This is a genomic window from Halalkalibaculum sp. DA384 (assembly GCF_043951955.1).
Taxonomy (GTDB): Bacteria; Bacteroidota; Rhodothermia; order Balneolales; family Balneolaceae; genus JAMQKA01.
On the sequence record NZ_JBINJE010000025.1, the window covers coordinates 39,880 to 64,194 of the forward strand.

A 24,315-nucleotide genomic window follows, 5' to 3' on the forward strand; every position below is an offset into this window, starting at 1 on the left:
TCCCTGGTAAAAAATGATATCTTGGGCGTTATGCGAATTTCATGTATCGACCATATCGCCGAAGCACCCCACATACGGGAAATAATCCCTGAACAGCAGTGGCACACCCGGATCAAGGAACATGAGCGGTGCATTGCCGTCTTAATTGACGACTACCTGGAGCGCCGGCAACAGCATGAAAAAGATCCGGTGATGGATTTCCTGTTTGAATACTACGCCTTCCGTCCCTCCCATCTCAAGCGCTGGTCACCGGGCTTCGGCCGCCTGCTGGAAGGTTCCGATTTTGATGCCCTGGAGATCAGCGAATTGGCCATTACCGGCAGCGGCGCTTTTCTTGATCCCGAATTATTTCCCGAGAACCGGAAGAGCGCGGTGCGGTGGATTTTGACTGTCCTCCGGAATTCGGCCGGCAAGAAGCCCTCCTTCGGTTGCTTCGGCATGCATGAGTGGGCGATGGTCTACAAGGCGGACCAGGTCCGGCACGAACAGATTCCCCTCCGGATGTCCGGGGATGAGCTGGCCGAATTTGTGGAGTCCCGCCCGCTGGCCTGCACCCATTTTGATGCCTTCCGTTTTTTTACGGATGAAGCCCGACCGCTGAACAAACATGAACTCAACCGTGACAACTTCCAGGAGATGGAACAGCCCGGCTGCATCCACAGCAACATGGACCTGTACAAATGGGCGTTCAAGATGTACCCCTGGATCGGCAGTGACCTCGTTCGGGAGGCGTTTGAGCTGGCAGTGGAGGCGCGGTTTGTCGACATGAAAGCCAGTCCCTACGACCTGCGAAAACGTGGACTGCAGCCGATCAAAATTGAGACCAGCGAAGGGCGCGCGAAGTATGTTGAAAAACAGCAAGAGATTTTCGAAAAAGGGCGGCCGGTGCGCGATAAGCTGATCCGGGAATACCGGCAACTGGCAGATTACTTTGACTGCTGATCGGGTGCAGGTCCTTGCGGGGAATCAGGTCAAAACAGTCATAAAGTTGGAAAGTGTTAAGTATTAATTTACAGCCTAGGAGTCTGTCGGACTTAGCCTAATCTACTGCGAACAATCCGAATTTGGCTGATTCTCGTTACAATTCCCTAAGTCCGACAGACTCCTGGAATCCGCTTTATTAAACGGGAAACGAGATTTTCCCAAAATTGACGCGGCGCGGGGTTCCCTGCTTCGGGTCGATCAAGAATCCTTCTCCGGCGAGCATCTCGTTGGCCAGAACCGCAAAGCTGGCCGCCTCCTTGGCATCGGGATTGTAGCCGATTGTTTCAAAGCTTTCCACCGGTATATCCTCCAATAATCCATTGAGCCACCGCATCATCGTCTTGTTGTGCATACCCCCGCCGCTCACATACACCGCGGGAGGCGTATCTGCGTCCAGTCCGTCGGCGACCGAACGCAGTGCATCCGCAATCGTTTCCGCCGTGAGCCATGTCAGGGTAGCCACCAAGTCTGTGGCAGCAATTCCCGTTTTGCCGACTTTTTTCTTGTTCTTCTCAATCCATTTCAAATTAAACAACTCCGGTCCCGTGGTTTTCGGGAACGGTTCATGAAAATAGGGATCCTGCTTCATCTGCCTCAACAGTTCAGGTTGTACGGTTCCCGAAGCAGCGATCGCTCCATCCCGGTCGAACTCCCGGCCAAATTCCGACTGCACGACCGCGTTGATCAGCGTGTTACCCGGGCCCGTATCGGTAGTGACATACCGGGCATCGGACGCTTGCGAGGGAAGAAAAGAGAAATTGGCGATTCCTCCTATATTCAGCAAAAATCGATTTTCCGTGGGGTGAGAAAACAGCAATTTATCGACCAGCGAAGCCATCGGGGCTCCCTCGCCGCCGGCGGCCGTGTGTTTTTGGCGAAAATCGCTGATGGTGATGATGCCCGTGTTCCTGGCAATGTGATCGCCATCGCCAATCTGAAGGGTGGCATTGGGCATCCCTTTTTTCCGGTGTTTCACAAACGGGGCATGGTAAATTGTCTGGCCGTGACTGGCAACCGCATCAATATCGGTCGGTTCCATCTCCCACCCGGCCAGCGTTTCCAGGACCAGGTCGGCGTGGTAGTTTGCCAGCCAGGTGTGGGCCAGGCACACCTCTTGCAGCGATGCCTCTTCCACCGAAACGACCTCTCTCAACCGGCTGATAATATCCTGTGGATAGGGAAATGTTTTGATTTTTTTGACTTCAAGAAGCGTCTCGCGGCCCGCTCCCGTAATGTTGCACAGGACCATATCAAGTCCGTCAAGCGAGGTCCCCGACATCAGTCCCAATATGTTTCGTTCCGGTTTTGATGCAATCTCCGAAAGCTGCTGTATGGAGTAGTTCATAAATTTTATTGCGTATTTAACTGTTCCCGCCGTATGTTTGAGCGAAAGATGAGCAGCAATTACCCAACACGCAACAGTGATTATGGCAGAATTTGACGAATCGGATTACCAGGCGTATGAACAGGACCTGGAACTGCTGACCGAAACCCTTCGAAAATGCTTTAATGCCGGCCGGGCGCGCTACAACGTCGTGGGGCATCAAAACGCTCTTTTTGTAGAGATCGAGGGCCTCGACGAGCTGACACCGGAAGAAATCTCCGAAGTGGCCGAACCGGTGCTGGAAGAGCTGGACATGGATTTTGATGAAATCTCGCTGCTGCCGTTAAAAAATTAACCTTCGAACGCAGGTAACACAGATTCTACCGATCACCTCGGGATTTTTTGTAATCAAGATCATGCACCAGTGTAACCTGCACATTTCATCCCATTTTTGTTCTATCGTATCGTATTCCTGCAAAATTTTGTTCGTGTTTTCTCGGCAGCTCAAGGGTTTGTATTTTAAAGGGGGCTTTGCAAAACCGCTGTTTTTCGATACCCTCATAGAATCAAACCCAACATCAGGTCATTTATTTGGTTATGGAACAGGATGCTCCCAATTACGAACTGCGATGTGTAGCGGGCAATCACCTCAACACTGAGCAGGAGACGACCACCTATTGCACGGAATGCGGAAGCGTGCTTCGCGTTTACTACGATGAGAATCCCGGTCGCATCCAGTACCCGCTGGAGCATCCAAAGCCGGAGCCACTCAAGACAAAACCCACCGCCCTAAAAAAACTCGACCGCCTCTCTGAAACCTATGGCGCCGACCTTTGGGCCAAGCTGGAGTTTGAACACCCCACCGGCTGCTTCAAAGACCGGGGCAGCTACATTGAAGTGCAGAAGGCGATAGAACTCGGAGCCGATGCGATATGCCTGGCCTCCACCGGCAACATGGCGGCATCGGTGGCGGCCTATGCCTGTTATTTCAACATCCCCTGCTTTGTATTTGTGCCGGAGAAAACCACCGATGCCAAAATTGCCCAGGCGACTATCTATGATGCCAACATCATCCGCATTAAAGGTGATTTCAGCACCTGTGAGGCACTTTGTCGCAAATTTGCAACGTCGGGCAACTACTACCTGGCGGGAGACTACGTATTCCGCGAAGAGGGCCAGAAGTCATTCTCCTATGAACTGGTTGAACAGGAGGGCAGCGACTTTGATTTTATCTTTATCCCCGTGGGCTGCGGCACCAATTTCGGGGCGATCCACAAGGGATTTACGGAATTGAAAGCGGTCGGCAGAATCGATCGAATCCCCCGTCTAGTTGCCATCCAGCCAGAGCAGAGTTCGCCGGTGGTGGAAGGAATTTTCAAGAAAGAGAAAATTATTAAAAAACAGGTCAATACCATTGCCCAGTCGGTGGCGGCATCGGACCCGGTGGACTTTCTAAAAGTGCTGATCGGAATCGAGGAGACCGGCGGAGAAGCATTTACCGTTACAGAAGATGAGATCCTCCAGTCGCTCAAGGAGATGGCGGTTAAAGAGGGGCATTTTACGGAGCCCGCCTGCGCCCTGCCCCTGGCGGCGTTTAAAAATAATGCGGCCGCCTTTAGCGGTAAGAAATGCCTGTTTGTACTTACCGGTGCCGGACTCAAGGACACGAAGGTCGTTGCCAAGCACTCCCTCTCCTCCCCGGTTCTTTCGCCTGATCTTGAGAAGGTGAGCAATTACATACACTCCGGCTACATCGAGATGCAGAAGCAGTCGTGGGGCCGCTCGCGCGATACGTTCGTGGCCAATCTCAAAATGGATGCCGACCACCAGCGACTCTATAACGAGTATATCGAGAATATAAACAAGAAGGGGAAGTCGCTCAGCAACAACGAAATCGAGGTGCTCCAGTCGCTGGTCTTCAATGAAGAACTGGACCTTAACTATCCCGTGGAAGTGGTGGATTACAAAATCACCATGCACAAGCACGGGCTGGTGCACGCCACCGCCAAGCTGAACCTGCAGGGCAAAAATGTTACCACCCACGCCAACGGGGTGGGCCCGGTGGATGCCATCCTGACAGCCATCAAATCGGAGACCGACAACATATTCAACCTGGAGGTAAAGAATCATGAAGTCGAAATCCTGAGTCCCGATACCGACTCCCTGGTCGTTGTTACGCTCACCCTGGCCAATGCAAACTCCGACCAGGAATGGGTCTCCAAGGCCGCCTCACCCGATACGCTGGAAGCCGCTGTACAGGCGTTTACCAAGGGACTGGCTATTGCCATGAAGGGGGCCGAGGCGTAGGCTATACCCATCTCCCATTGTCAATATTGCTCCAGCAGCCACGCTTTCAACCGCCCGAAATCGCTGTCCATGTGGGTACTCTTCTTCTCCTTCTGCAGGCACGCTGCGAGTCGGCCCGGTAGTGGGATTTTCTCCCCGATTACGGGTTCAATGACATCTCCGAACTTGGCGGGATGGGCGGTAGAGAGGATGACAAACGGTGTATCATCCGGCTCCCCAAAATAGCCCGCGGCCTCTCTCCTATACGCTTCTGTCGCCAGGTAACCCACGGCCGTATGCGGATCCAATAAATAGCCCGTTTTCTCTTTTACGCTCCTTATCGCATCTGCGGTCTGCTCATCGGAAAAGGATGCTCCCCATATATGACGCCGAATCGCCTCGTGATCGTGGTTATACAGGTATTCGATCCTGGCAAAATTACTGGGATTGCCCACATCCATCGCGTTGGAGATCGTTCGCTTGGAGGGACGCGGGTTAAATGAACCGGTTTGCAGGTATTCCGGCACGACGTCATTCACATTGGTGGCAGCAATAAAACCGGAGGCCGGCATCCCTATTTTCCGGGCCATAAGCCCGGCAGTCAGATTTCCGAAATTACCGCAGGGCACGCAAAAAACAGGGGGATTTTGTTCCGTTTTCTCCATTTGTGCCAAGGCATACAGGTAATAGAACGACTGGGGAATCAGCCGGGCGATGTTGATGGAGTTTGCCGAACTCAGCACAAGCTGTTCATTCAGCTCCTGGTCGGAAAACGCCTGCTTTACCATCTGCTGGCAATCATCAAAGGTACCGTCTATTTCCAGCGCAGTTACGTTTTGTCCGGCCGTGGTAAGCTGCTGCTCCTGCAGTCGACTCACTTTTCCGCTGGGATACAGGAGGCACACCTTCACGCCTTCAACGCCTAAAAATCCCTGGGCCACGGCACTTCCCGTATCGCCGGAGGTCGCCGCCAGGATAACGATATCCTGTTCTTTATTTTTACGGAAAGCTGAGAAAATGCGCGACATAAACCGGGCTCCAAAATCCTTGAAGGCGAGCGTGGGACCGTGAAACAGCTCCAGGATATTGACATTCTCTTCAATGGAAACAAGCGGAGCGTCAAAATTCAGTGCTTCCTCGATAACCGAGTGCAGGGTGTCGTCGTCCAGTTCATCCACAAAAAGCTGGCTTACTTCAACACCGATCTGCTGCAAACTCTTGTCGTGAATATTGGTCAAAAAAGCCTCGTCGAGCGCAGGCCAGTGGTCCGGAACATACAGCCCGCCGTCGGGAGCCAATCCCTTCAACACCGCTTCTGAAAACGGTACCGGTTCTGAATCCCCATTTGTGCTGATAAATTTCATCATCTTTTACTGCTCTTCTATGATATATGGATCTTTGCGGGCTATCTTCGAAATATAGACGTCATTTTCAAGATCGAGGCGGTCAAACTCCTGTTTCATGGCTGCAGCCACCTGCCGCGCCTTTTCAACGGACGGTGTAAGAGCAAATATTGAGGGTCCGGATCCCGAGATGCCGCTGCCGAGGGCCCCGGCACTGAGGGCAGCCTTCTTTACTTCGTCAAAACCGGGTATCAGCACCGACCGAATCGGCTCGATAATCACATCCTCAAGCGACCGAGAAATAAGATCATAGTCGCCCTTCAGCAAGCCGGCTACCAGTCCGCCGACATTGCCCCATTGTGTAACCGCCTTGCTGAGCAATACCTCGCGCCGCAATATTTTCCGGGTATCTTCCGTGCGGATTTCAATTTTGGGATGAATAACCGTGGCAAACAGCGGCACCGGGCACTCCAGCTCCACCACGTCCGGCGGGTCCTGGCTTCGGATAAAGACAAAACCTCCCAGCAACGACGGCGCCACATTGTCGAGGTGTGCGGCACCACAGGCCACGCGCTCCCCCTCGGCGGCAAATCCCAGCAGTTCCTGCAGCTCAAGCGGACTGCCAAGCAGACGGTTCACGGCGATCACAGCTCCCACCGCACTGGCCGCACTTGATCCGAGTCCACTGCCCATCGGCATCTTCTTGTGAATCTCCAGCTCAATGCCCAGGTCCATATCGAGGTGACCCAGCAATGCACGAGCTGAAACCCCGGCAGTATTCTTTTGCGGGGAAACCGGAAGCATGCCATCGTCTCCCGTTACTTTTTTGATACTCACACCCTCTCCATCGACACGCCGGGCTACAATTTCGTCCCCCGGCTTTTCCAGGGCAAAGCCCATCACGTCAAAACCGCAATTCACGTTGGCGACGGAGGCGGGGGCAAATACTTTTACTTCCTGTTTTTCTGCATGGCTCATGTTAATATTCTGCCCAACCATTTGATCTTGTTGTAATTATCTGTTTAACAGAACACGGGCTACGCCGACTCGGCTGATAAACACTGAGAAACACTTTGAATTTACATAGATTCAGGTCCCCTGTGTGACTCGTGTTCCCTGGCATGCTTGCAACTGGTACCCGCATCTTCTAGTATTCCTTGCCGAAGGTAGGGGCATTGCTGATGCGGAGAATGTCGGCAATGATGCCACTGGCCGTCACGTTGGCCCCGGCGCCCGGTCCTTTCACCACAATGGGACTCTCCTCGTAATGCTCGGTTTTGAAAGCGATGATATTGTCACTGCCTTTCAACCCGTAAAACGGGTGCTCCGGGCCGATCTGTTCAAGTTTGACCGTGGCACTGCCGGACTCATAGCGGGCGATGTAGCAGAGCTTGTTATTTTGGGCGGCGGCCTGCTCATAAAGCTCCTGGAACTCCTGGTCATACTCTTCCAAAATATCGAAAAACTCCTCGACCGTCGGCACCTCCCGCGCAGGCTCAGGCACCAGGTTTTGGATATCGATGTTTTCAAACTCGAGCTTGAGTCCCGCCTCACGGGCCAGTATCAACAGCTTGCGTCCCACATCCTGGCCGTTGAGGTCTTCACGCGGATCGGGCTCGGTAAACCCTTTTTCACGGGCGCTGCGCACCACCTGGCTGAACGGCTCGCTGCCGTCAAAGGTGTTGAAAATGTAGCTGAGCGTGCCGGAAAAGACCCCTTCGATTTTGAGGATATCATCGCCGGTCAAAATCTGCTCCTTGAGGGTGGCCACAACCGGCAAGCCCGCCCCGACATTGGTTTCGTAGAGATAGGCCACGTTGTGTTGCAGCGCCAGTTCCTGCAGCTCCTCGTACTTGGCGAGCGAACTGGAATTCGCCTTTTTGTTGGCGGTCACAATAGAGACGCTGGATTTGAGTACATCCGAGTAGACCTCGGCAATTTCGTCACTGGCCGTACAGTCAATAAAAATACTGTTGGAAAGATTCAGGTCCCGCATCTGGCCAATAAACTGCCTGATATCCGCCGGTTCCCCCCGCTCGTTGAGCTGCTCTCTCCAGTTCTCCATCGAAATTCCCTCCTCGTCAATCAGGAACTTCTTGCTGTTGGAGACGCCCGTCAGCTTCAGGTCAATAAAATAATCGTCCAGCAGTTTTTGGGTCTGCTTTTTGATAAGCTTCAGCAGGGTGCCGCCGATCAGGCCGACGCCCACCAGGAACAGGTTGACCGTTTTAATCCGGGAGAGAAAAAACGCATCGTGCAGGGTATTCAGCGTTTTAGTCTCATTTTTTCGTTCCACCACGACCGAAATATTGCGCTCCGAAGACCCTTGGGCGATCGCCACCACGTTGATGCCGTTTCTGCCCAGCGCCTGGAACACGCGGCCTGAAATACCCGGCGTATGACGCATGTCGTCTCCAACAATAGCTACGATGGAAAGATCATTTTCCACCAGGATTTCATCGATAATGCCATCCTGCAGCTCATATTTAAACTCCTTCTCAATAGCTTCGCGTGCCGCTTCCGCCTGGCTGGGGAGAACCGCGAAGCACACGGTGTGTTCGGATGACGCCTGGGTAATCATAATAATATTGACCCCGGCTCCGGCCAGCGCGCTGAAAATACGCGATGCCACCCCGGTAACGCCGATCATGCCGCTGCCCCGGATCGTCAGAAGCGTAACATTGTCGATCGAGGAGATCCCCTTGATGCTTGACTCCCCGCTCTGGGATTCGGTGCTGATAGTCGTTCCCTCCTGCCCGGGTTTGAACGTATTTTTAATCAGGATCGGGATCGACGCCTTCATCGCAGGCTGCATGGTCGGCGGATACACCACCTTGGCCCCGAAATGGGAGAGCTCCATCGCCTCCTCGTAGGAGAGATGCGGGATCACAAAATAGCGCTTCACCTTGCGGGGATCGGCGGTCATGATCCCCTCGATATCGGTCCAGAGTTCAATCGCCTTCGCCCCCAGCGCCGCGCCGAGCAGCGAAGCGGTGTAATCCGAGCCGCCACGCCCCAGCGTAGTCGATTCGCCGGTCAGTGTAGAGGCGACAAAACCGGTCACCACCTGCAAACTTTCGCTGTCGGCATCCTCAAAAAACTCCCGGATCGCCGCGTACGTCTTATCGGTATGGACGTGGGCCGAACCATATTTTTTGTCGGTTTTGATAATCTGGCGCGCGTCCAGGTATTCGGCATTCAGCTGCTGGTCGGCAAGATACTGGCTTATGACAAAAGCGGAAAACCGCTCTCCGAAACCGAGCACAAAGTCACGGGTACGGTCGGTGAGCTCCCGCGTGAGATTCACCCCGTGCAGCACGTCGTCCAGCTCGTTGAACATCATCTTGAACTGTGCGAGCGTGCGACTCTGCTTCTGGATGCTCAGCAGCTCCTTGATCACGGCGTTGTGGCGGGATTCGATCTCATCGAGAATACCGGCATAACTTTCATCTCCGCCTGCCGCCTTCACAACCGCCTCTTCCAGCAGGTCGGTCACACCTTTAAAGGCGGAGACCACGACCGCCAGGCGATCTTCCTCCAGCTTGTCGACAATAATCTGCCGGACCTGGCGGATGGCGTCGGAATTTGCAACGGAGGAGCCCCCGAATTTCAATATGCGCATGTAATTTTAGAATCGTTTGATTATGGTTTGTCGACAGGCCCTGAAACATGCAAGGGACAGATATTTACATGCCGCCAAATGCTGCTGAAGAACACTATCGAAGGACATCTTCCAATACCAGTGAGGCATCGCTCTGTTCATCCCTGTATTTCACGATCAGGGGACAGGAAATGGAAAGTCCCTGCTTCTCGGCCCATGCTCCGGAGGCCGGGCGCGTTCCCGGAACGACGACAGCGCCTTCCGGGATCGGGGCTCCCTTCTCTCGTATCTCTTCATTCACGCAGTCATAGACCGGGATCGATTTGGAAAGGGTGACTCCGGGAGCGATGACCGCTCGCCGTTTCACGAGAATTCCTTCTACAATGACGGATCCCGCGCCCACAAAACACTCATCTTCAACAACAACCGGCGTCAACCCCACAGGCTCCAGCACTCCGCCGAGCTGCACGCCCGCCGAAAGATGCACATTCTTGCCTACCTGCGCGCAAGATCCGACCAGCGCGTGGCTGTCGATCATGGAGCCCTCATCCACATAGCCGCCTACATTAATGTAGGCCGGCGGCATGATAATAACATTTTCGGCCACGTACGCACCACGACGCACCGAAGATCCGCCCGGCACCAGCCGCACGTTGTCCCCCGCCTTGAACATCCGGGGCGGCAGGTTGTCTTTATCCACAAACCCCTCATAGATGCCGGTATATTCCGTATTCTCCCCGGCCCCGAAAGCGGCCAGGATCGCCTCTTTCACTTCAACATTCGCCTTCCAGGTATCCCCTTCCGGGTTGGCGGCACGTATTTCGCCGGTTTCAAGCTTGCTTAAAATGTCATTCCAGTCGATATCACTCATTGAACTTTATTCTCCTCGTACCATTTGGTTATCGATTCATCTGCCTTGAGCAGTCGTTCGGTATCTTCCAAATCTTTATCGGTCAGCGGCGGACGCAGGGTGCTCGACTTTATCCAGCCCTTCTCCTTCAGCAGCACCTTGGAGGGGATCGGGTTGGACACTGAAAATATCGAGGCGATCGGCTCTTTCCAGTAGGCAATCAGGTCTTTCGTACACCCTTCGATGCAGAGTTCCACGTACCGGTGGGCGGCCTTCGGCCATACGTTGGCCATCACTGAAACCAGTCCCCGGCACCCGTTCAGTGAAAAATAGGGCGTCAGCCCGTCATCTCCGCTGTAGAGCGGTATATCCGGGGCTGCCATGCGGTATTCCTGGAAATGGGCGATGCTGCCTCCGGCTTCTTTCAGGGCATACAAGTTGGGATGCTCGGAAAGTTCCTTCAGCGCCTCCTTTTCGAGCCACGAACCGGTCCGTGACGGCACGTTGTAAAGCATGCAGGGTTTGTCCGCGGCATCCATGAGCGCCCGGAACCACTCGATCTGCCCCCGCAGCTCGGGCTTGGCATACAGCGGGGTCACCATCAGGAATGCGTCAGGGTTAAATTCATGGCAGTATTCGATCCATTCGATCTGCTCCCGCAGGTTAAATCCGCCAACCCCCACCATAATTGGGACATCAACATTTAAGCTCGTGGCCGTATTGACCACCTGCTGCTTGTCCTCCAGTCCCAATGCGAGGCCTTCGCCGGTGCTCCCCAAAATGAGGACGCCGTTGCCCGCCTCATCCTGCTTGTGGATCAGGGTGGCCAGATCCTCCAGGTCCAGGTCGCCGTTCTCCTTCATCGGCGTCACCAGGGCGGTCCAAAGTTTTATATCGTTCAAATTCGTATCCATGCTGTCTATCTGTCAATTGCCTGATCAAAAATAGTTGAAAAATCGTAAAACCCGGGGCCAATATCATCCTTCACAACCTGTTCGGCGGCCCAGATAGCCCCCTGGGCGAAAACGGCGCGATCATGGGCCTGGTGTTTTAAAAAGATCGATTCCGCCGCCGTTTTTACCGTCAGCTCATGAATACCCTTGACATCCCCTTTTCGTTCCGACGTAATGTCCGCATCCTTGCCAAGCCACTGCTTCCACGAAATTGCCGTTCCGCTTGGGGCGTCCTTCTTGTGCACATGATGGATTTCATGGATATGGTATTCAGGATTATCCAGCATTTCGGAACCTTCTGAAATCACCTTGATCGCCCGGCGGATAATATTCATTCCCAAACTGAAATTCGAGGCTTTCAGCCATTTAACGCCAGCCTTCTTCAATGTGCTGTCCAGGTCTTGCGGCCACTCATACCCGGTGCTGCCCCACACGGCCGGGATACCGGACTCCAGCACCACATCAAACACATCGTCAACAGCGGAACCGGGCACAAAAATGACCGCCGCATCTGCTTTCTTCAGTTTCTCAACCGTCGGTTTATTATTGACGTCAAAGGTATCTGATATCTGCTCCCCGGTTAACAGTTCTACTACTTTTCCACCGGTTTTTCCGGTGCCGATTACAGCTAATTTCATGAACTTGCGTTAGTTATCATTCCAAAATAGAAGGGTAAGTATAAGCTTTTAAGATAGGATTTTCACACCCATTATCAGGTTTTATTCACACTCGCAACTGCTGGATCGCAAAACGGAACGCTGTTCATCGATTGGGGAAAATATACATCCCGTTGTTCAACAATATTATTTAACGCCAGCTCCGGATAAGAAAAAATGTTCATGCTGTTTCTATAGCCTTTGGAAACACTGTTGATAGTGTTCGTTTTTTCATCGATGAAAAACGAAAAAAATCGCCGTCGGGTGAATTTTTTTCGCGTTCCCTCCGCCGGAGTTAAACCATTTAACTCGATCCGCTGGAAAACGCGGATCTCACCCGGTTTTGGTTTCTTAACGCTCCGGCTGCGGTCACTGTACCGACAAAAATTTCTACGGCCGGGAGGCAACATCCTCTGATACTTATTTTGTTAGATTCCTTAATCCGGGTTCACCTTATTTACTAGCCAAGGGTCTGGTTCTGGCGTAAGAGCAATTATCATTGTCAGGAATATTTGCAGAACCAGCTATTTTGTTGGCAGGTAGTTGTACTACCGACCCTGGTGACCTTTAAACGGGAGTACAACTCCCTCAGAACGAGGAATTGAGGGTTTTGCAAAGCCCTCTTTCAAGGAGATCGGGTCCAATTCCATGCACGAATATTTGAGTTAAGCCTGACAGGTAACAGAGGTGGTCACTCGTGGTTTACCTATAGACCGCAGGCTGATCATGGTTATCCACATTTTCAGGAAAAATACTTCATAATTACTGAATTAATGGGAAACGTGATCTCTGACTTGCACTCTTCCCCCAACAAAAGTTAGATTCTGCCTTTCAAATGTAAAACGAATGGACTCATATGATCACCTCACTGGTTATCGCTGCACCCCTGTTCACCAACGATGCCGTTGTGCTGGGCATCCTGCTGCTTATACTGGCTGCCATCTTCATCACGTCAAATTTGGACTCCCCCTTCTGGCAGAAGTTTTACACGTTCGTCCCCTCCCTGCTGCTCTGTTATTTTGTGCCGTCAATTTTTAATTCGCTGGGGATTATATCCGGGGATGAATCAAACCTCTATTTCGTGGCCTCTCGCTACCTGCTGCCCGCAAGCCTGGTACTCCTGACCATCAGTATCGATTTCAAGGGCATCCTGAGCCTGGGTCCCAAGGCGATCATCATGTTTTTTGCGGGTACGATCGGCATCGTGGTCGGCGGACCGCTGGCGGTGCTCACATTCTCATACCTGGCCCCGGAGGTCGTGGGCGGAACCGGACCCGAAGCGGTGTGGAGGGGACTTTCGACCGTGGCGGGCAGCTGGATCGGCGGCGGGGCCAACCAAACAGCGATGTACGAGGTTTTCGGTCCGAGTGACGACCTGTTCTCAGCGATGGTTACCGTGGATATCATTGTGGCCAACATCTGGCTGGCGTTTCTCCTGTACGGGGCGGGAATATCGGACCGGATCGACACCTGGTTCAAGGCCGATGCCACGCCTATCACCGAACTGCGCAAGAAGATTGAGGATTATAAAGCGAGTATCGCCAAAATTCCCACGCTTACCGACTTTACAACCATTGTAGCCGTGGCTTTTGTAATGACGGCGGTGGGACATCTCGGTGGCGACCTGATCGCCCCGTGGATCAATGCAAATGCCCCCCAGCTGAGCCGGCTGAGCCTGGATTCCAGCTTTTTCTGGATTATCGTGATCGCCACGACCGGCGGACTCGCACTCTCGTTCACCCGGGCTCGGGAGCTTGAAGGGGCGGGCGCCTCGAAAATCGGCAGCCTTTTCCTCTATATCCTGGTCGCCACCATCGGGATGAAAATGAACGTGCTGGCGATATTTGAAAATCCGGGCTTTTTCCTGCTCGGATTGATGTGGATTTTGATCCATGTCTTCATCCTTTTTATAGTCGCCAAAATCATCAACGCCCCCTTCTTTTTTATTGCAGTGGGCAGCCAGGCCAATATCGGGGGAGCGGCCTCGGCCCCGATTGTCGCCTCGGCATTTCATCCCGCCCTGGCGCCGGTGGGAGTGCTGCTGGCTGTATTTGGCTATGCCGTCGGAACCTACGGGGCCTGGCTCTGTGCCATCCTGATGCAGATGGTGAGTTAAATAGACGTCAGATGTCAGAGGTGAGAGGTGAGACGAGTTTTTCCAGTTAAAAAAACAATGATACATTAACGAGCAGGTGGTTTTAATAGCTAAAAAATGTAATTATCTGGCAAAGCACCCTTAAGCGTTTCACGCCTGACGTCTGTTTTAGAGACCTTTGCAGAACCTGCTATTTTGTTGGGAGGTAGTTGTACTGCCGACCTTGGTGACCTTTTAACGGGAGTACAACTTCCTCTGAACGAAGAAGTGAGGGTTTTGCCAAGCCCTCTTTTATTTAATTAAACCTTCGGCCGGCATATTCCGTACAAGCTTTATTACAGTTAATAACCCAAAACCAAGTTCGAAAGATTATGGCAGACAGAGTTGTACACACAAAAGTAACGGAAACGGTACGCGGCGGCATTACGTTGGGATCTGCGCTGGCGGTGACTATCTCCTGGTCCGTCAACAAATCGATCATATGGGCGATTATCCACGGTATATTAAGTTGGATATATGTGATATATTACGCCCTGTTTTACTAATCCAAACGGTGTGTCAAATGGATTTGAAAGAGGGCTTTTAAACCCGGGAGTATTGCCGAAATCCAGGGGTGGCGTATTCGAAACCCCTGTTTTATTAACAGAGGACTTTGCAAAACATTCGAATCACCGTTTGGAGGGAGTTGTACTCCCGTTTTATATGCTTGGAAGATCGGTGGTACAACCACCTTCCAACCAGGCATCAGGTTCTGCAAAGGCCTCTTGACAATAGAAATGAAAAATTCGGATACGCGTACATGCCGAAGGTGAAAACGATAGTTTTAAACGTCCTCTTCAAATCTGTGTCTACCGAAAAAGACCTATTAATTCAGATATAATTGATGACCAAGTATAAATTTATCTACCTGATCTGGTTGTTGCCGGGCTATCTCCTGTTCCTGACGGTACACCAGGTCCTGGTTTATGACGGAATTGGCGACACCTACAACAACGGCGAAAGCTATACCGCCCAGGTACTGGATTTTGACATTAAGAAGATCGCCTCCCAGACCAACGGGTACGTCGTCCTTGCATTCGAAACCGGAGAGGGAGAACGGATCGAACGCCGCCTCTCGCTGCCGATAGAGCTGGCGAGCATGATCACCGATCTGAGCCAGATCCCGATTCGATACCAGCAGGGGGCGTTTGAGGAGATTGTGCTGATGCCAACCTACAGCGAGCACCGGAACCTGGCGCTCAGCAATGCGGCCATATCGTTTATCGGGCTCCTGATTACCATCGGGGTTGCCTGGACGGCACACAAGTACGCAAGCCGGAAACTCACCGAAGGAGAAGAAAAGCTGGTCTTCGAACGGGTGGACCAGCCAGTAACCAGCGAGCAGTAAGCACCGGTTCGCATTTGTGACCTGATCCCGGACTACCCTTAAAAAAGTAATTTCCAGTTCCCAACAATGGAGCAGACAAACAACGAAGAGAAAGGAACCCTTTATCTCGTTCCCAATACATTAGGGAAAACGCCCGAAAACAATACTATTCCCGAATATGTGCTTTCCGTAATCCGCAAGCTGGAGATCCTGGTCGTCGAAAACATTCAATCGGCCGTGCGATACCTGCAGTGGGTGGGCAATACCGTCCCCGACTACGAAATTGAGTTCCTGTTGCTCGATAAAAATACTGCCGAACAGGAAAAAATCTCCTTCCTGCGGCCGCTTGAATCGGGGAATAATGTTGGCCTGTTATCTGAAGCGGGGTGCCCGGTGGTGGCAGATCCCGGCTCCGAACTGATTCGCATGGCCCATAAACGAAATATCAGGGTAGTCCCGCTGGTGGGCCCCTCCTCCATCCTGCTGGCCCTGATGGGATCCGGCTTTAACGGGCAGCAGTTCGCCTTTCACGGCTACCTGCCGATTGACGCAGAGAAACGCCGAAAGGCGATCCGGGAGCTGGAACAGGAATCGCGGAAGAACAACCAGACCCAGATCTTTATGGAGGCGCCGCACCGCAATGACGAGCTGTTGAAGGATGTTATCCATTGCTGCAGCGATTCGACCGAACTCTGCACGGCCACCAACCTTACACTGCCCGACGAACGGATCATTTCTCAATCGATAAGCAAATGGAAAAAGAGAGATCAGGTCTCCATCCACAAAGAACCGACGATCTTTCTGATTTCTACCGAAAATTAATCCACTCTACTCAACCGCTGCCGGCTGCTGTCCCTCAGAATAGGCCTCCAGTGGTACACAACTGCACATCAGGTTGCGGTCGCCATAGGCATCATCCACGCGACTGACGGCCGGCCAGAATTTATTAAACCGGAGACGATCAAGGGGAAACACCGCCCGCTCGCGGTCATACGGCCGGTCCCATCGGCTGCTCATTGCCACCCGCATGGTATGGGGAGCATTCCGCAGCAGGTTCTGTTCTTTGTCGGCCAGCCCGTCCTCAATCTCTCTGATCTCATCTCGTATGGCGATCATCGCCTCGCAAAAGCGATCCAGCTCCTCCTTCGATTCACTTTCGGTGGGCTCAATCATCAGGGTTCCCGGCACCGGGAACGACATGGTCGGGGCGTGGAACCCGTAATCCATCAGCCGCTTGGCGACATCCACCGAATCGATTCCCGCAGACTGCTTAAACGGGCGCAAGTCAACAATAAACTCGTGTGCCGTTCGCCCGTTCTTCCCGGTATAGAGCACCGGGTAATGATCTTTCAGCCGCTCTTTTAAATAATTGGAATTGAGAATAGCGACCTCCGTTGCCCGTTTCAATCCGCCGGCGCCCATCAGCTTGATGTATGCATAGGAGATTGACAGGATGCTTGCGCTGCCCCACGGTGCAGCTGAAATGCCGTGAATCGCCTGCTCCCCCCCGGTCGGAATGACCGCATTGGTCGGAAGAAACGGCTGAAGATGTTTTCCAGCCGCTATAGGCCCCATTCCCGGTCCACCGCCGCCGTGCGGGATACAAAACGTTTTATGCAGGTTCAGATGGCACACATCCGCGCCGATCTCCGCCGGACTGGTCAGCCCCACCTGTGCATTCATGTTGGCGCCATCCAGGTAAACGAGTCCCCCATGTTCGTGGATAAGAGCACAAATCTTCCTGATATCTTCTTCAAAAACGCCATGCGTAGAGGGATAGGTTACCATCAGGGCCGCCAGCCTCTCCTTGTTTGCCTCTACTTTGCCGGCCAGGTCCTCCAGGTCGATATTTCCGTGCTCATCACACTGGGTGACGACCACCTCCATCCCGGCCATTACGGCGCTTGCCGGGTTGGTTCCGTGGGCCGAATCGGGCACGATCGTCACGTTGCGGTGCTCCTCCCCACGGCTTCTGTGGAAGGCCCGAATCGCCATGAGACCAGCGTACTCTCCCTGGGCACCGGAATTGGGCTGGAGAGAGACCGCTTCAAAACCGGTAATCGCCTTGAGCTGCTCCTTCAACCGTTTAAAAAGGGTACGGTATCCCTCCGCCTGGTCTACCGGCGCAAAAGGATGAATCTTGGCAAATTTTGGCCAGCTCAGGGGTATCATCTCGGCAGTGGCGTTGAGCTTCATCGTGCAGGACCCGAGCGATATCATGGAGTGTACCAGCGAGAGATCCCGGTTTTCCAGTTGTTTGAGATATCGCAGCATCTCGTGCTCGGAATGGTACAGGTTAAATACCGGGTGCTCCAGGTAGGAACTTGTCCTCGTCAGTCGTTCGGGATAGTCGACTTCCGCCCTTTCTGACAGCTGATCCAGATCCACTTCCAGGTTGCGGCCCGTGGCTTTGGCAAAAATATCCAGCACCTGGGCAACATCATCAAGGTCTTTCACTTCATCAAAAGAGATCCCGATGCAGCCATCGCCAAAATAGCGAAAGTTCACCTGCTGTTTGAGCGCCTGTATCTCAATCGAACGCTGCTGTTCACGGGTTGTACAAACTTTTAGCGTATCAAAATACGTGGTATTTCCAACTTGAAAACCCAATTTCCCGAGTGCCTTTTCGGCTGTTTGGGCCAGCCCGTGAATGCGTTCGGCAATACGCCGCAGGCCCATGGGACCGTGATAAACGGCATAGAACCCGGCCATCACCGCCAGCAGCACCTGCGCCGTGCAGATGTTCGAAGTCGCCTTTTCCCGCCGGATATGCTGCTCACGAGTCTGCAGCGCCATTCGGTAAGCGGGGTTTCCCTCCGCATCCTGGGTTACCCCGATAATTCGCCCCGGTATTTTGCGCTGGTATTCTTCACGGGTTGCAAAGTAAGCGGCATGCGGACCGCCATATCCCATCGGTATGCCAAATCGCTGGGTTGATCCCACGACCACATCCGCCCCCATTTCGCCGGGCGGCGTCAGTATGGCGAGGCTCAGCAGGTCGGCGGCCACAACGGTTTTTACGCCTTGCTTCCCGGCTGCGTCAATCAGGCCGGTGTAGTCATAAACCTCCCCGCCGGTGGCGGGATACTGGAGCAGCATGCCAAACAGCTGTGGATCATTGATATCCACCTCTTCATGATCACCGATAACCAGCTTAATACCCTGGGGCTCCGCCCGTCCCCTCAGCACATCGATCGTCTGCGGGTGGCATTCTTCGGAAACAAAAAACGTGTGTGCATGCTTTCGCTTCGATCCCCTGCGCGAGGAATAGAGCATCGACATCGCCTCGGCGGCAGCGGTGCCTTCATCCAGCAGCGAAGCGTTGGCCAGTTCAAGTCCCGTAAGGTCCGAAACCATCGTCTGAAAATTAATCAGCGCTTCCAGGCGGCCTTGCGCGATTTCTGCCTGGTACGGAGTGTAGGAGGTATACCAGCCGGGATTTTCCAGCACATTCCGCTGAATCACATTCGGAGTCAGCGTATCATAATATCCCATCCCGATAAATGATTTGTAAATTTCGTTCTTGTCAGCCACCTCCCGGAATTGTTCCAGGAACCGGTATTCACTCATCGGCTCCTCCAGCTTAATATCCTCCTTCAGCCGGATATCACCGGGTACGGTTTCATCCATTAACTGATCAAGGGATTCCGCCCCGATTGTTTGTAGCATCTCGTTGACCTGTTTGTCATCGGGACCGATATGTCGATGCCAAAACCGCTCTTTATCAAAATTAATACTCATTTAGCTGATTTTTGGGTAAATAGTTTAGAAAGAATGGTTCTCATAACTTCGTTGATCTGCAGATCTTTACACACTTGCCATTAAATCATTAAATGGCCTTATCAGATTCACAAAAGGTAAGCAAGATGCGGATAAAATTACAGAGGCAACCAGACCCCGCATTGTCTTTTTTATAACGGTCAAAACTCTCGGTGCTGTACGCCTTGCCAATGGAAAATGTAAAAACAGGGAGACTCTGCACCAATACAGTGTTACACTCTTCTAAAGAGTGTTATAAAAAACCAGGGACTTTGGTCAGGGTCACCCCCCTGAGCGAATTCGGAACCACAGTTTATATCCCATAAATGAGGATTTCGAATTCGCGAAAATGCCGATATGGGCCAAAATAACGGTTTTGCAAAGGTCTCTTAAAATCTGGATTCGCACTTTTTTTAGCAACCCCGGGTATGTTCATCAAAACACAACAATATCAACTCCAGAAAGTTTATATTTTTTCAGGTTCACTTTTTTATTTTAGTTTAGAAGCGTTTTTAACAATGGCTCAACTGCCGAATTCCGACGATTTACTGTACCTGCAATCCGAAACTGTTACCTTCGGGCAGGCGCCGGATTCACAAGAGCTTCCATGTGTTATTCGTTGAACCAGCTTAATTTAACAACAGCGGGTATGATCCCTGACAAAACCGGTTTTCTCGTTACCCTTATCTTGTTTTTCACCCCTTTACTGGCGTTCACGCAAAGCCAGTCCAAATTGGTGGTAGAGCCCTCATCCCTTTCGCTCGAGGTGGATGAGCAGACCTCCCTGGACGCAACGGTTTATGATGCCAATGGCAAAGCTACGCAGGACACCGTTATTTTTTACTCCCGGGCCCGGGCCTCGGTTTCTGTTACGCCGGAGGGACAGGTAAAGGCGTTTGAACCGGGTCGTTTTGAAATTGTTGCCGTGGCCGTCAACCAGGGGGCCCAGCTTACGGAGATAGTACCCGTGGAGGTGGCCCACCCGCCTATCGAGACGATATCGCTTACGAACCTACCGGCAAATATTTATGCCGGGACTACGCTTCCCCTCCACTTCAGCGTGACTGATGCCAGCGGCAGGGAGCGAGATGAGGTGGATCTCGCGCTCTCCAGCTCCGACCCGTCGATTGCGGAAGTGAACCAATTCGAACAGCTTGCGGCAAAGAACCCCGGGATGGTCACCCTGACGGCTGCCGCAGAATCCATGAGCCGGTCGTGGAAACTGGAGGTGATCCCAAATCCGGTTGCAAAAATTCAGCTTACTGCAGATGCCTCCGAGGTGCGGACCGGGGATGTCGTACACCTGGAAGCCAAGCCGTTGACTTCCGAGGGAGAAACCGTAGCAGACGCTCCTGTCACCTACTCTTTCACATATACCGGGGGTGAGGGACGCGGCGAAGGAGCAGCCGGTAAAATTGAACAGGACGGTCGCTTTGTGGCCAATAAACCGGGACTGTACACGCTGATCGCCAAGTCGGCATCCGCCGTGGATGAGCATATGATCCGCGTAACGCCCCGTAACGTTCAGAAGGACCTCAGGGTTGTGGGCCACGGGCAGGTACTGGACAAGCACACCTCCGACCTGTGGGTGTGGGAAGGTGTTGACGGTCGCGACTATGCCGTGACCGGAACCTGGGGGGCGGCCGGCGAAGCTTTTTTCTGGGATGTCACCGATCCGGCCAAGATGCAGATTGTCGATACTGTTACCGTAGATGCCCGTACGGTCAACGATGTGAAAATCTCTGAAGATGGCCGTATTTGCGTGTTGACAAGGGAAGGCGCCTCCGACCGCAAAAACGGGATTGTCATCCTGGATGTGACGGATCCCCGAAATGTCAAACGAATTAGCGAATACAACGAGGGACTGACGGGAGGAGTGCACAATGCGTTCATATGGAACGATCACGTGTTTGCCGTCAACAACGGTCGGCGCTACGATATCATCAATATTGAAGATCCCGCGAATCCCAAAACCGTCAGCCGGTTTGAGCTGGATACGCCCGGCCATGCGGTCCATGATGTTTGGGTGGAAAACGGGATAGCCTACTCCTCGAACTGGAAAGACGGCGTGCAGATTGTTGATGTGGGAAGTACCCCGCAGGCCCATACTCCCGAAAAGCACGATGCGGGGGTTGGCTCTCCGGATAACCCTGTAAAGCTCGGCAGTTACACCTATCCGAGCGGGTGGAATCACGCGGCATTTCCCTTCAAGAGTCAATCGACCGGTGACTTCTACGTCATTGCCGGCGATGAGGCATTTCCCAACGGCATAGCGATCCGCGACCAGCCGACGATTCCCGACGGATGGATCCACTTCATCAAGTTCGAGGATGGCTGGGATCAACCCCGTGAAGTGGCGCGTTACCAGGTGCCGGAAGCGGGAACGCACAACTTCTGGGTCAAAGGCGATACTCTCTATGTGGCCTACTACAATGCGGGACTCCGGGTCGTGGATATTTCCGGTGACCTGATGGGGAACCTGTATGAACAGGGGCGTGAAATTGCAAAATTTTTGCCGATGCACCACGAGGCGATCGTTCCCAACGCCGCCATGAGCTGGGGGCCACAGCCCTACAAAGGATATATTTTTGTATCTGACTGGAACTCAGGCTTGTGGGCACTCAAACTGGAGGAGAATACCCGTCGGAGTTCACGTTAACTTTAGTTATCAGTTATTGGTCATTAGTTGATTTGTATTTTTCGCTGGTATCGGTTGCAGCCTCGATCTTTATTTGCTCACGACAGTTCGGTGGCTCATTTCCTAATGTAATGTAGAAATCTCGTTGAAGAAGACTTTATAAAATATACAGTTTCAATTACAATCTCTTTCAAAAAGCGATAATATTGGCATCCGTTGGGAGCAAAACGACAGGCAATTCATTTTGGGAATCTACCTGAAATATTCCCGGCTCGCTTCCTGTTTTCTGGTTTCAGACTTGCAAAAACTTTGACTCTTTTCCTTATGAAAAATTCAGACTTATCCAGATCAGCGCTTTTTTTAGCCGTTTTTGCAGCTATTTGCTGCTTCACCCTGTGGCCATTTGAGCGGGCCACGGCCCAGCAATACCGGGTGTACGTGGCGGCAGAGTCGGACGATGAGGTCGCCCTGGTCACGTTTGATGCCAACACGGGTCAGGGTTTTGTGGAGGATGTCGTTGGGGTCGGCCAGTACCCCACCGAAACCGAGGGGCCGCACGGCATTACCGTATCCCCTGACGGCGACCACTGGTTTGTCTCGGTAGCCCACGGCAATCCCTACGGGTGGCTGTACAAGTTTACGACGGGAGATAATAACTTTGTAGAACGAACCGAGCTGGGGCTTTTTCCAGCAAGCATGGAAGTTTCTGCGCTGACCGGCCTGCTGTATGTAATCAACTTTAACCTGCACGGCGATATGGAACCAAGTACCGTTTCAGTGGTGGATCCCGAAGCGATGGAAGTAGTCAGGGAGATAACAACCGGCATCATGCCCCACGGATCCCGCATCAGCAGCGACGGCAAGCGGCAGTATCACGTCTCAATGATGACAGATGAATTGATGGAGATCAACACCCTGACAATGGATATTTCACGCCGGCTGAATGTGGCCCCTGAAACCTCCGCCTCCGCCGGCAGCCCGGATGCCACGATGCATCAAGCCTCTCACAACGCGCATCCCAAGCCCCGGGCCAAACCGACCTGGGCCGATCCACATCCCGCAAAATCCCTGGTATATGTGGCCAACAACGGTTCGGATGAGGCAGTGGAGGTCGATACAAAATCCTGGAAAGTGACACGCAGATTCAACACGGGGAAAGGTCCCTATAACCTGGAAGTCAGCCACGACGGGAAACTGCTGGTTGTCACCTATAAAGGAGAGGGGGCAACGGGCGTTTGGGACCTGGAAGAGGGTCGCGAACTGGCAAAAATTAAAAACAGCCGTCTTGTTTCCCACGGAGTCTCCATCTCACCGGACAACCGCTTTGCTTTCATCTCTGTAGAGGGAAAAAACGGGGAACCAGGCTCTGTGGATGTCATCGACCTGCATAAGCTGGAACTCGCCGAAGTTATTGAAGTGGGCAAACAGGCGGGCGGCATCATGCACTGGAAGATGACTGAGGAGTAAGTAACTGTTGATATCTTCGATGCTTTTCCTGTTGCAGTCCCTCCCCTTCTCATTTTACGAAACTGTTTCCATCAGTATTTTCATGGATATCAAGTTATCGCCAGGCAGAAAGAGCATCTGCTGACCGGTCATCCAGCACAATCATTGTAAAGCCCGCACAACCCAGCTTGTCGTTATAACTCGAGCAGTCTGCTGTAAGTGAGGCAAGGATGAATGTAGAATCAGGGATAACGAATTCCGGGTCCCGAAGGCGAGCATGAAAACCACCCTGCGTACGGGGCTGCTGACGGTTGAAGACGCCGGCTGGCAATGGGATGGAGCCTATCTCCCGCGACACGGCCCTTCCCCTCTGCCGCCCGGCAGAGGGATTTTTTATCTTCTCAATATTATGCCGGTATCTTTTTCTCCTTAAGATGGTATCTTTTTTTGTATAAGATGGTATCTTTTTTTCAGGAGCTATTGCCCCGGTTGTTTAGGTCCTTTCTTTGTTCATTTTTTCATCGAAGAAAAACGAAAAAAAGCCGCTGAGGATGGGAATTATGATGAAGAACTAGAAATGATGAATTTCGAAGGGGTGATCGTATTAACGTGTCAAGCAATTGTTCCGATACCGGAAGAAGTGCTGTCTGACGAGGGAGCGAGCTACAAAATATACAACTTGGTCTTTCCCGGCCTTGAATGGGGCGCGGAGGCCGAAGCCGGCGTTTGTGGATGTTGCACCGGTGAGAACCTTGATAGCGGGCAGCCGGCGTGACGGACCATCAACATCCACGCCTGCACAGGCTGCAGCGGGTGCCCCATTCACCGCCTTGAGTTTTTGGTTCCTTTTGTATTAAGACAAAAGGGACCCCTCGGTTGGGGAAATCGTCTCCTGTTTCACATTCAGGCTTCGTTATCTTCCTTCCTTGTTCATTTTTTGTACGGCCAAAAAACGAACCAAAAAAGCCGCTGGGGAATGGTAGATGTTCCCCTTACCAGCTCGTTCCCGGCCGG

The 24,315-nt window shown here is 52.6% G+C and carries 19 protein-coding genes; 11 read left to right on the forward strand and 8 right to left on the reverse strand.

The features are described from left to right. Positions 1-30: 30 nt before the first annotated feature. On the forward strand, positions 31-942 hold the full coding sequence (locus ACG2E4_RS13645; protein ID WP_395276897.1) for a 3-methyladenine DNA glycosylase: 912 nt from the start codon (positions 31-33) through the stop codon (positions 940-942). 178 nt (positions 943-1,120) lie between these two features. Here the strand turns inward: ACG2E4_RS13645 and ACG2E4_RS13650 are convergent, their stop codons facing one another. Next, a complete protein-coding gene (locus ACG2E4_RS13650; RefSeq protein WP_395276898.1) occupies positions 1,121-2,329 on the reverse strand; it encodes an anhydro-N-acetylmuramic acid kinase in 1,209 nt (402 codons plus the stop codon). An 82-nt stretch (positions 2,330-2,411) separates the two neighbouring features. On the opposite strand from ACG2E4_RS13650, the gene ACG2E4_RS13655 reads away from it, so the two are divergent. Continuing rightward, entirely contained in the window at positions 2,412-2,663 is a 252-nt protein-coding gene (locus ACG2E4_RS13655; protein ID WP_395259201.1) for a hypothetical protein, read from the forward strand. A gap of 242 nt (positions 2,664-2,905) precedes the next feature. Continuing rightward, positions 2,906-4,615 (forward strand): threonine synthase, encoded by a 1,710-nt coding sequence (gene thrC / locus ACG2E4_RS13660; protein ID WP_395259202.1) that lies wholly within the window; start codon positions 2,906-2,908, stop codon positions 4,613-4,615. 20 nt (positions 4,616-4,635) lie between these two features. Here thrC (ACG2E4_RS13660) and thrC (ACG2E4_RS13665) read toward each other — a convergent pair whose 3' ends face one another. The 6 genes from thrC (ACG2E4_RS13665) to ACG2E4_RS13690 form a co-directional block, all read right to left on the reverse strand. After that, positions 4,636-5,961: a threonine synthase gene (thrC, locus tag ACG2E4_RS13665; protein ID WP_395276899.1), complete on the reverse strand. Its 1,326-nt coding sequence runs from the start codon at positions 5,959-5,961 to the stop codon at positions 4,636-4,638. 3 nt (positions 5,962-5,964) lie between these two features. Further along, positions 5,965-6,936, reverse strand: a complete 972-nt coding sequence (locus ACG2E4_RS13670) for a homoserine kinase (protein ID WP_395259204.1) — start codon at positions 6,934-6,936, stop codon at positions 5,965-5,967. A gap of 148 nt (positions 6,937-7,084) precedes the next feature. Continuing rightward, complete coding sequence (gene thrA, locus ACG2E4_RS13675) at positions 7,085-9,559, reverse strand: bifunctional aspartate kinase/homoserine dehydrogenase I (protein ID WP_395259205.1); 2,475 nt, start codon at positions 9,557-9,559, stop codon at positions 7,085-7,087. Positions 9,560-9,653: 94 nt separating this feature from the next. Continuing rightward, positions 9,654-10,409 carry a 2,3,4,5-tetrahydropyridine-2,6-dicarboxylate N-succinyltransferase gene (locus ACG2E4_RS13680; RefSeq protein ID WP_395259206.1) on the reverse strand — a complete coding sequence of 252 codons (756 nt, stop codon included), beginning with the start codon at positions 10,407-10,409 and terminating at the stop codon, positions 9,654-9,656. Beyond that, positions 10,406-11,302: a 4-hydroxy-tetrahydrodipicolinate synthase gene (gene dapA, locus ACG2E4_RS13685; protein ID WP_395276900.1), complete on the reverse strand. Its 897-nt coding sequence runs from the start codon at positions 11,300-11,302 to the stop codon at positions 10,406-10,408. Before dapA ends, ACG2E4_RS13680 begins: the two co-directional genes overlap by 4 nt. 5 nt (positions 11,303-11,307) lie before the next feature. Next, positions 11,308-11,979 carry a dihydrodipicolinate reductase C-terminal domain-containing protein gene (locus ACG2E4_RS13690; RefSeq protein ID WP_395276901.1) on the reverse strand — a complete coding sequence of 224 codons (672 nt, stop codon included), beginning with the start codon at positions 11,977-11,979 and terminating at the stop codon, positions 11,308-11,310. Positions 11,980-12,853: 874 nt separating this feature from the next. Here ACG2E4_RS13690 and ACG2E4_RS13695 point away from each other — a divergent pair. From ACG2E4_RS13695 to ACG2E4_RS13710, 4 genes are all read left to right on the forward strand, one after another. Continuing rightward, a complete protein-coding gene (locus ACG2E4_RS13695; RefSeq protein ID WP_395259209.1) occupies positions 12,854-14,113 on the forward strand; it encodes a DUF819 domain-containing protein in 1,260 nt (419 codons plus the stop codon). A 350-nt stretch (positions 14,114-14,463) separates the two neighbouring features. Continuing rightward, entirely contained in the window at positions 14,464-14,637 is a 174-nt protein-coding gene (locus ACG2E4_RS13700; protein WP_310685147.1) for a hypothetical protein, read from the forward strand. 338 nt (positions 14,638-14,975) lie between these two features. Beyond that, positions 14,976-15,479: a hypothetical protein gene (locus ACG2E4_RS13705; RefSeq protein WP_395259210.1), complete on the forward strand. Its 504-nt coding sequence runs from the start codon at positions 14,976-14,978 to the stop codon at positions 15,477-15,479. A 66-nt stretch (positions 15,480-15,545) separates the two neighbouring features. Next, on the forward strand, positions 15,546-16,280 hold the full coding sequence (locus ACG2E4_RS13710; RefSeq protein WP_395276902.1) for an SAM-dependent methyltransferase: 735 nt from the start codon (positions 15,546-15,548) through the stop codon (positions 16,278-16,280). Between the two features lie 6 nt (positions 16,281-16,286). On the opposite strand, the gene gcvP is transcribed toward ACG2E4_RS13710, so the two are convergent. Next, on the reverse strand, positions 16,287-19,199 hold the full coding sequence (gene gcvP / locus ACG2E4_RS13715) for an aminomethyl-transferring glycine dehydrogenase (RefSeq protein WP_395276903.1): 2,913 nt from the start codon (positions 19,197-19,199) through the stop codon (positions 16,287-16,289). A gap of 667 nt (positions 19,200-19,866) precedes the next feature. Here gcvP and ACG2E4_RS13720 point away from each other — a divergent pair. The 4 genes from ACG2E4_RS13720 to ACG2E4_RS13735 all read left to right on the forward strand — a co-directional run bounded on the left by ACG2E4_RS13720 (position 19,867) and on the right by ACG2E4_RS13735 (position 24,076). Beyond that, positions 19,867-21,876 carry an LVIVD repeat-containing protein gene (locus ACG2E4_RS13720; protein WP_395276904.1) on the forward strand — a complete coding sequence of 670 codons (2,010 nt, stop codon included), beginning with the start codon at positions 19,867-19,869 and terminating at the stop codon, positions 21,874-21,876. A 303-nt stretch (positions 21,877-22,179) separates the two neighbouring features. Then, entirely contained in the window at positions 22,180-23,322 is a 1,143-nt protein-coding gene (locus ACG2E4_RS13725) for a YncE family protein (protein ID WP_395276905.1), read from the forward strand. Positions 23,323-23,578: 256 nt separating this feature from the next. Beyond that, positions 23,579-23,734, forward strand: coding sequence for a hypothetical protein (locus ACG2E4_RS13730; RefSeq protein WP_395276906.1), 156 nt, complete (start codon positions 23,579-23,581; stop codon positions 23,732-23,734). A gap of 144 nt (positions 23,735-23,878) precedes the next feature. Continuing rightward, positions 23,879-24,076: a hypothetical protein gene (locus ACG2E4_RS13735; protein ID WP_395276907.1), complete on the forward strand. Its 198-nt coding sequence runs from the start codon at positions 23,879-23,881 to the stop codon at positions 24,074-24,076. Positions 24,077-24,315 lie beyond the last annotated feature (239 nt).